The sequence below is a fragment of the Halomonas sp. 5021 genome (genome assembly GCF_036663435.1).
Taxonomy (GTDB): Bacteria; Pseudomonadota; Gammaproteobacteria; order Pseudomonadales; family Halomonadaceae; genus Vreelandella; species Vreelandella janggokensis.
Map to the genome: position 1 here is coordinate 1 of NZ_JAXOVU010000036.1, position 1,000 is coordinate 1,000.

Sequence of the window (1,000 nt, forward strand, 5' to 3'; positions counted from 1 at the left end):
TCGTTATCATCACGACCAGACCCCTTGGGTGTTATAGGGTCAAGCCTCACGGGCCATTAGTACACGTTAGCTCAACGCCTTGCAGCGCGTCCACACCGTGCCTATCAACCAGCTGGTCTCGCTGGGCCCTTCAGGAGGCTCTAGGCCTCAGGGATGTCTCATCTTGAAGGGGGCTTCCCGCTTAGATGCTTTCAGCGGTTATCCCGTCCGCACATAGCTACCCGGCAATGCCACTGGCGTGACAACCGGAACACCAGAGGTGCGTCCACTCCGGTCCTCTCGTACTAGGAGCAGCCCTTCTCAAACATCCAACGCCCACGGCAGATAGGGACCGAACTGTCTCACGACGTTCTAAACCCAGCTCGCGTACCACTTTAAATGGCGAACAGCCATACCCTTGGGACCGACTTCAGCCCCAGGATGTGATGAGCCGACATCGAGGTGCCAAACACCGCCGTCGATGTGAACTCTTGGGCGGTATCAGCCTGTTATCCCCGGAGTACCTTTTATCCGTTGAGCGATGGCCCTTCCATACAGAACCACCGGATCACTAGAACCTGCTTTCGCACCTGCTCGACGTGTCTGTCTCGCAGTCAAGCACCCTTATGCTCTTGCACTCATTGCACGATGTCCGACCGTGCTGAGGGTACCTTCGTGCTCCTCCGTTACGCTTTGGGAGGAGACCGCCCCAGTCAAACTACCCACCACACACTGTCCTCGATCCGGATAACGGACCTGAGTGAGAACGCCAATGATGCCAGGCTGGTATTTCAAGGCTGGCTCCACCCGAACTGGCGTCCGGGTTTCTAAGCCTCCCAGCTATCCTACACAGGCAACATCAGCGTCCAGTGTGAAGCTATAGTAAAGGTTCACGGGGTCTTTCCGTCTAGCCGCGGGTACACCGCATCTTCACGGCGATTTCAATTTCACTGAGTCTCGGGTGGAGACAGCGTGGCCATCATTACGCCATTCGTGCAGGTCGGAACTTACCCGACAAGGA

The 1,000-nt window shown here is 56.6% G+C and carries 1 rRNA gene; it reads right to left on the minus strand.

Annotated features, from left to right (window positions below):
* Positions 1 to 35: 35 nt before the first annotated feature.
* Positions 36 to 1,000: ribosomal RNA gene (locus R3F64_RS19345) — 23S ribosomal RNA — on the minus strand; the annotation flags it as partial.